6 protein-coding genes are annotated in these 7541 nt (G+C 61.6%); all 6 read right to left on the minus strand.

The window, feature by feature from the left end; genetic code table 11:
• Positions 1-3: 3 nt before the first annotated feature.
• Positions 4-1770 carry a TRAP transporter permease gene (locus ACFQ2S_RS10125; RefSeq protein ID WP_386074348.1) on the minus strand — a complete coding sequence of 589 codons (1767 nt, stop codon included), beginning with the start codon at positions 1768-1770 and terminating at the stop codon, positions 4-6.
• Between the two features lie 60 nt (positions 1771-1830).
• Entirely contained in the window at positions 1831-2793 is a 963-nt protein-coding gene (locus ACFQ2S_RS10130; RefSeq protein ID WP_386074349.1) for a TAXI family TRAP transporter solute-binding subunit, read from the minus strand.
• A 389-nt stretch (positions 2794-3182) separates the two neighbouring features.
• Positions 3183-3764: a VOC family protein gene (locus ACFQ2S_RS10135; RefSeq protein ID WP_386074354.1), complete on the minus strand. Its 582-nt coding sequence runs from the start codon at positions 3762-3764 to the stop codon at positions 3183-3185.
• Between the two features lie 40 nt (positions 3765-3804).
• Complete coding sequence (locus ACFQ2S_RS10140) at positions 3805-5109, minus strand: phenylacetate--CoA ligase family protein (protein ID WP_386074350.1); 1305 nt, start codon at positions 5107-5109, stop codon at positions 3805-3807.
• Positions 5110-5114: 5 nt separating this feature from the next.
• Positions 5115-5897 carry a citryl-CoA lyase gene (locus tag ACFQ2S_RS10145; protein ID WP_386074351.1) on the minus strand — a complete coding sequence of 261 codons (783 nt, stop codon included), beginning with the start codon at positions 5895-5897 and terminating at the stop codon, positions 5115-5117.
• Positions 5898-6619: 722 nt separating this feature from the next.
• Complete coding sequence (locus tag ACFQ2S_RS10150; protein WP_386074352.1) at positions 6620-7237, minus strand: hypothetical protein; 618 nt, start codon at positions 7235-7237, stop codon at positions 6620-6622.
• Between the last annotated feature and the right edge of the window lie 304 nt (positions 7238-7541).

Raw genomic sequence — 7541 nt, forward strand, 5'->3', positions numbered from 1 at the left:
CGGTCAGATCGCGCTTAGCAAACTGCCCGAGAATGCAAGGACCAGCCCGAGGCAGAGATAGCCGGCCCGGACCGGCAAGGAACGCGCGCCCACGAGTCCAACCGAAATGAGAGCCAACCCCAGACCGATGCGGAGCGTGGCCAGCAACGCCAGGACCGGTTTGTGTTCCAGCGCGATCAGGGCCGGATTGGCGACCATCGCCAGCGGTATGATGTACAGCCCGAAGCCGAGGCTCATCGCGGTGATGGCGACCTTGAGCCAGTTCTCTTCGATCATGCCTGCGGCGATGAAGACCGCGCCGCAGACCGGTGGAGTGATCGTCGAGAGGAGCGCAAACCAGAAGACGAAGAGATGGGCCTGCAGCGGGTCGAGACCAAGCTCGATCAGCGCCGGGCCGGCAACGGACACGCAGATCACGTAGGCCGCCGTGGTCGGAACCTCCATCCCGAGGACAAGGCAGGCCAGCGCCGTCAGGAGAAGGGCCGGCCAAAGCATCCCGCCGGACCCCGACAGGATGAGCGAGGTGATCTTGACGCCAAGCCCGGTGATCGACAGCACGCCGATGATGATCGCGGCACAAACGATGATCGCGGCGATTATCGACACCTGGCGCGCTGCTGCGAGAAGCGCTTTCTCGATCCGCAGAACGGTCTCCGAAGGGGAGCCCAGGCCGCGTGCGTTGAAGAAGAGGAGGACGAAAGCGGTGAGGATCGCGAGGCTCGCCGCGTATTGCGGGGTCACCTTCAGGCCGAACATGCCCCAGAGAAGAACGCCGAAGGGGACCGCGAAAAAACCCGTGGTGATGATGACATCGCGCAGCCCGGGCCGGTCATCGGCATCGATGCCCCGCAGCGCGAAACGGTCGGCATAGGCGTTCACCCCAACCCAGACAGCGAGGAAATACAGGAACGCGGGCAAGAGGGCCGCCGCCATGACAGAGGTGTAGGGAGTGCCCGTTAGCTCGACCATCACGAAGGCGCCGGCGCCCATGAGCGGGGGCATGATCTGCCCGCCTGAGGAGGCCACGGCCTCGACCGCCGCCGCGAGCCTTTTGGGATAGCCGAGCCGGGTCATGGCCGGGAGCGTGATGGCGCCGGTCGAGGCGACATTGGCGGAAGCCGATCCGGAGATCGATCCGAAGAACGCGGAAGACAGAACCGAGACCTTGGCCGCTCCGCCTTTCAGCCGCCCCGCCGCCGCGGCCGCGAGATTCATGAACCCCTGCCCCGCCTCACCCGCATTGAGGACGGCCCCGAAGATCACAAAGATCGCCACGACGTTGACCGAGACCCCGGTCAGACTGCCCCAGATGCCACCTTCGGCGATGGTCAGCGTGCCCAGGAAGCTTGCCAGCGGCGTCCCCGAGTGACCGAATTCGCCGGGGATGTGCTGGCCCCAAAGACCGTAGGCAAGCGCGAGTGATGCAACCAGGGGCAACGGCCAGCCGATCGCGCGGCGGGCCGCCTCGAGGACAACGGCGAGAAGGACCACTGCAATCGCCGTCTGTCCAGGACCTTCGAGGAAGCCATACTGGTCCGCAAGAATGTCATGCGACCACGCGATCCAAAGACATGCCCCGACGCCGAGAACCGTCAGCACGAGCCCCGTCACCCACATGAAGCGGGACTGATCGGCCACCAGCAGGATCCATGGGAGCGCAAGCGCGAGGTGCAGCGGTCGGCTCACGAGGTTTGGAACAAGGCCTGAGAAAATCAGACCAAGGTGGTAGGCCACGAGCAAAAGCGCTGCGGCAAAGGCGACAAGTCGCATGAGATATCCGGAAAAGGGCAGATTGCCCGGAGGCCAGAGCGGCCTCCGGGCGGGTGTCGTTTACATGTTCGCGTCCGTCAGCGTGAAGCCGGCTTCCTTGTAGTAGCGCAGCGCGCCGGCGTGGATCTTGCCGGTGATCGTGGGCATCAGGCTTTCGTCGACGCCCAGCCACCAGGGAGCGCCGGCGCCCATCGCCTCGCGCTCTTCCCAGAACGTCTTGGTCAGTTCGTAGGCCACGTCGTCGCTCATCTTGGTGGTGGTGTAGGCCACCACGGGAAGCGACGTCGTCACGATGTCGCTCTCCTGCCCGGCATAGGTGCCGGCGGGGATGACAAGCCGCGTCCGCTTGCTCTCTGCGATCTGATCGTCGGTCAGCGACAGGACGTTTACGCCCACGCTCGCGGCGGCCTCGATCACGTTGGGTGCCGGGTAGGAGCCTGCCGTAACGAACCCGTCGATCTGCCCGTTCTTGAGCGCGGAAACAGCGTTCGACAGTTCGACCTCGGCGAGCTCGACCTTACCCTCCAGCCCGAAGAGCTGCAGGTACTTCTCGCCTTCGCGCGCGCCGAAGGACCCCTTGCCGAGCAGGATCGTCTTGCCCTCCATCCCCGCGAAGTCGGTCACGCCGCTCGCGCCGGACATGACGAAATGCATGGTAAGCGACGGGATCGGGAACAAGGCCCGGATCTCGTCAAAGGCCGGGTCTCCCTTGCCTTCGAACATCGCCTTTCCACCTTGGGCCAGTCCGACCAGCGAAGGCGGCGTGGTGAAGACGTAATCCGCGCCGCGGGCCTTCACTTCCATGACGTTCTGAACCGAGCCCTGGCTTTCCTCGACCGTAACAATGATCCCGCCGTCGCTGCCGGCCTTCATCGCTTCGGCAACCTGCACGGCCATTTGGTAGTAGGACGAGGTCGACTTCGCAGACTTGAAAGTCACGCGCTCTTGTGCGGCGGCGACACCGGCCGCGAGGGCGAGCGCCGCGGCAGCAGTCGCGATGACAGCGTAACGGATTGGTTTCATTGCTTCCTCCCAACGTTTCTCAGTATGTTTCTGGTTTTAGAAGGAACTCGGCACTGTGCCAAGCGCAAGTGCCCCTGCTGGACCCACGAGTATAAACGTTTGTTGGAATCCGGCAGGAACCCAATCATCTCGCGGCCTTTCCGATTGGACCGCGGGCCGGTCTGTGGTCGCGGCAAGCCTGATCCGATCGGTCCGGTAGAGTTGCCAGATAGTTGCCCCCAAAGCTTGTTGCCGCGGTCCATTTGGTTGGCCATGGCCTGGCTTTCTGCAGAATCCTGTCCGGGAGCCACATGGGTACGAAGGCCCGGCCTCTCGCTGCTAGGCCTTTCTCCTTTCGCTGCCTGGCCGAGTTTGTTTGGCTGCCAACACGCTCCTGCGTCACTCGCTCTCTAGTAGGACTTCCGTGGCGACCGGTCTTCGGAAAGTGAGGCTTGCCGACGATCCACGAGCAGTTCGATCGCATCCGCCAGATGCGCACGATCGATGTGATGATCGCCGCGCGCCACACGGATCTTGTGGGCCTCGATCATCACGTCGGCGTGGCGGCAGCCCTCGGGCGGCTCGAACCTGTAGCTTGCGAGTTCGAGCCGAAGACCCAGCGGATCCCGGAAATAGATCGAGTCCATGAAGCCCCGATCCACCGGGCCGGAATGCGGGACCCCACGCGCATCCAGTCGTTCGGCGACCTGCCAGAACGTCGCTTGGCTGACATTGAGCGCAAGATGGTGAAGGGACCCGATCGCCTCGGGCACCGGCATGGCATCGGGCTTGCGGTCTTCGTTGGTGAAGATCGTGATCAGCCGACCGTCACCGGGGTCGAAGTAAAGGTGCCCCTCGTTCGGGTCGTCGAGATTTGGCTGATCGAAGATGAAAGGCATGCCAAGGACACCTTCCCAAAAGTCGATCGAGGTCTGACGGTCCGCGCCGATGATCGTGATATGGTGAACGCCCTGGGTCTGAATCTTTCTGATTTCATTGGCTTGCGACATGGTTCTCTCCCGATTTCTTCGATCAACTGGCTCCGGACCAGTCGACCAGCTTTGACTTGTAGTCCGTTCTTGGCAACGTGCCGAACGGCACAAGCTCGATCTCCGTAGTCACGACGAGTTCGTCGCGGAGGCGTTGGCGAATGCGGGATGCAAGCCCCGGATCGGGGTCTGCTCCCCGCGAGAGTTCGACCACAACGGACAGCGGGGGGGACTGTTTCACCCCTTTGGCCTTCGGGCGGATCGAGATTGTTCCACTCAGGCGCTCGCCCATCTTGCCGACCACGTCCCGGACAGCGGACGGAAACACGTTCACACCCCGGACGATCAGCAGATCATCGGTTCTACCTATGCAGCGGACTCTCGGCGTCGTCCGACCGCAGGAACACCGTCCGACCGACATTCGCACCCGATCACGAGATCGGAAACGCAGAAGCGGAGCCGCTCTGTGCTTCAGATGCGTATAGACCAACTCGCCCTCTGCGCCGTCCACCATGCGCACCGGATCTCCGGTTTCCGGATCGATCAATTCGAAATGCACAAAGCCTGCACCGGAAAAGTGCATGCCGTTCTGCTCGGTGCATTCCCCCCAAAGCGAGACCGAGATGTCGCCGATCCCCATTGCTTCGGTTACCCGCGCGCCCCAGGCCGCTTCGAGGCGCGCCCTCATTGCGGGCTCGCCACCACCGGGTTCACCAGCGACAAGGATCTTGTTGACGGACGAGGACGCCGTGTCGATCTCGCGGTCCGCCGCCCATTCAGCCAGGTACAATGCATAGGACGGCGTGCAGCCAAGCACGGTGGGTTTCAGGAGTTGCACGGCAGACATCAATCGCTCGGTGTTTCCGGCGCCAACCGGGATGTGGCACACGCCCAGGCGCGCGAAGGCATCCAGCGTCACACCGGCAACGAACGGACCCGCGTTGTATGTCGTCACCATGCGTTCGCCGGCCGTAATTCCGCTCGCCCCGTAGGATCTGCAGGAAATCTCGACCCAGTTGGCCAAGTCATCCGCCGTCAAGGGGATGTAGCTCGGCGTCCCCGTGGTTCCGCTTGTCGAATAGATCCGTACCACCTCCTCCATGGGTGCGGAAAGGTGGGTTCCGATCGGATGCTGTTCGTCACGGGACTCGCGAAGCTCGTCCTTCTCCGTGAACGGAAGGTTTCGCAGGTTGTCGAGCCCTCCGGCGTCCCGGGCGGAGGAAATACCCACCGTCGCGAGTTTGTCCCGATAGAATTTCGAATAACCCAGCAAATAGTCGAGCTGAGCCCTGTAAGCATCTTCATCATGGGAACGTTGCTGGTCCCACGGAAAGTCGATCCCAGCCATCGCGCTCATTTTGGTACCGGCTGAGGCTCAAAGGTGATCCCCATCTCCGCGTGATGTGCCAGTGTGAAGCCGATTGGGGTCTGGTTCTCCTCCGCGAGATGCGCCAGCAAGCTTGCCGTGCGGGCAAGTATCGGGATCCCTTTCAGCACCGAGACCGGGAAGTCGAGATCGAGCAGGACCGCAGGAATGGCGAAAGACACATTCATCGGCAACGGCTTCGACCAGAGGCGGTTGACCGCATCCTCGATATCTCTCGCAAGCGGCACATAGGTCTTCGCGACACCGCGCTCTTCGGCCAGGGAAAGGATCCGCTGCGCGCGCGGATCGACGGGCTTGTGGAGCGGGTGCCCAAATCCCGGCAGACGTCGGCCCGCATCCCTGGCCTGAACGATTAAATCGTCGAGTGTTTCTCCTTCTTCGGCGAGGCGTTGATGCGTCTCGCGCAGGAATGCACCTGCGATCTCTGTCGTCCCGAGGATGACCTTGCCGCATCCTAGCAGCCCTGCTGCCACAGCCCCCTGAAGAAAATCGGGATCAGCTGCATAGGTCATGCGCGCCGCCTGGTTGGTGGGAACCAGACCATGCTCGGCAATCGATACCAGCAGGAGATCCAGAAAGAACGTCTGATCTTCCGTCGGCCTGCGACCGGTGGTCAGTAAGAAGAAATACTCGGTGAAGCTCACATGGCCCATGAGTTCGTTGACCAAGTCATGGTTGCGGACGGTGATCGCGTCCGGGGTCGCTGTCGAAATGGATGTGGTTGCCTTGCCGGCCTTGCCAATTTGCATTGTCGTACTCCCTGTCGTGCTAAAATAGCGCGATGTCCGGACATGGAAACTGCTGCGCGTGTTCGTGGCATTTTCTACGAAGCGTAGTACGGGGGCTCCTTGCCGAGGAATCAGCGCTCAATCTCTTCTTGGCGCACCAGCGGCGCAGGCCGAATTTCCACGCCAGCGAGCTATCCGATCGAGAGATGTGGTCAGAGCGTCAGATGATTGTGTGGATCGCATTCGGTAAAGCGCGAGACATGACTGAAATCATGGCCTCCGGGAAAAGGCTCATCTACAACTCAGAATGTTGCAGCTGGGGAGAAGGAGAGGCCTGCCCCAAGACATGCCAAGAACATCCTGCTGATAATGATCGACGACATGCTTGTTGTCGTTTTCAGGGATGCGTTTGACGTTCCAATCCTGTGACGTGCGACCCAACGCGCCGTCGGCCGTTGTCAGAGTCTCTGCCCTTCGATCAGTTGCAAGGTCTGGTGTCGTGCGCTGATTTTATCAGTTACGCCGGGACCTTGCCCGGCACCAAGACATCCGAGGCCGGCTGGCGAAACCAGTCCATCGGAAGGGCTTGCAACGCGGATGCCGCAGGCCAGGGAATCCCGCAGACGCCTATAGAAGCTCTTCTATAGAAGCTCTTCGCAGTTCCTTTCGAGGCGCGCGCTAAACGGAACTATGACCCGCCTCGTTCGCGACGGAGCGGCCCATAGCCGCAGCGATGCTGCGTCCTAGTCAAGAAACGGGTCAGGGTTGCGGTACTTGAACCGCTCTTCTCCGAACGTGCGCTCGATCACGTGGGCATGCACATGCTCTCCGCCGCACCTCTTCAGGACCTCACTGGCCCGGCTCTCTTCGACGTCGTCACTGACTGCTACCCAGAACAGGATCCCGCCCGCGCGAAGATGAGTCTCCATTTCGTCAGCATGTGCCTTGCCAACAGCCTGAGCAAGAACGGCGCCAAGCCCGCCCCCAACGGCCCCGCCGGCGGCCGCCCCCAGAAGCACTGCCCCAAGGGCACCACCGCTCGCCACCACCAACACTGCGCCGCCCATGGCACCTACGTATAGTGGAAGCCCGAACAGGGCGGTTTCTGCCGTCATCCGGTCGGATTTGAAGACGAAGGCTTGCTGAGGCACGCGTGGGTCGTCTTCCATTACCTCGACCGGCTCAAAATGGTGGCCAAGCCTTCTCGCGATCGATTTTTGGTCCCCTATCACATTCAGGCGGCTTTGCGAAAAGCCCGCCAGAACAAGTTCGTCTGCCGCTGCTTCGAGCTTTCTTGCGTCGTGAAAGACAGCAACGACCTCCCGTACCGTATTGTAGCTGGTGGCTGCAGAATCCGGCATTCGCCCCACTCCTTCTTTGTTGCCTTGGGACTGGCCTCCCACGCGCTCCGCGCGTTCTTTATCACCGGAGCGGCGCAAGAACTCTCCCTCGGGATATCTATCATCTTTCCATCCAAGCGGCGTTGACCCTCATCAAGGAAGAGCATGAGGTACGGAGGAGATATCTGGCTGCACCAAAAAAATGCAGGCTAGCCGAACAATCAGTATGACTTCTGCCGCAGTGGAGCCCGAGGTCCGCTTGGAGTGCCCCATCTGAACTGGTCCACCGTTATGTTTAGGAAACGGAGGACAGAGAATGGCGAAC

Source organism: Tropicimonas aquimaris (assembly GCF_042676185.1).
In the GTDB taxonomy this organism is placed as follows: domain Bacteria; phylum Pseudomonadota; class Alphaproteobacteria; order Rhodobacterales; family Rhodobacteraceae; genus Tropicimonas; species Tropicimonas aquimaris.